Origin of the sequence: Achromobacter sp. ACM02, from assembly GCF_014851605.1 — a bacterium.
GTDB lineage: Bacteria > Pseudomonadota > Gammaproteobacteria > Burkholderiales > Burkholderiaceae_B > Achromobacter > Achromobacter aegrifaciens.
Genome location: NZ_JACUZY010000037.1, coordinates 1 through 258, shown reverse-complemented (window position 1 = coordinate 258; position 258 = coordinate 1). Strand labels below are relative to the sequence as shown.

The window sequence follows — 258 nt, the reverse complement described above, 5'->3', positions numbered from 1 at the left end:
CCATGTCAGCCTTGTTCAGGAAGACGATGATGTACGGCACGCCAACCTGGCGCGACAGCAGGATGTGTTCGCGGGTTTGCGGCATCGGGCCGTCAGCGGCCGACACGACCAGGATCGCGCCGTCCATTTGCGCGGCGCCCGTGATCATGTTCTTCACATAGTCAGCGTGGCCCGGGCAGTCAACGTGCGCGTAGTGACGCGCTTCCGTTTCGTACTCGACGTGAGCCGTGTTGATCGTGATGCCGCGAGCCTTTTCTT

Annotated in this window: 1 protein-coding gene; it reads right to left on the bottom strand. The window is 61.6% G+C overall.

Annotated features, from left to right (window positions below; translation table 11 throughout):
- Nucleotides 1-258: GTP-binding protein (locus tag IB258_RS30640; protein ID WP_255508628.1), on the bottom strand; the 258-nt coding region annotated here is incomplete at both ends.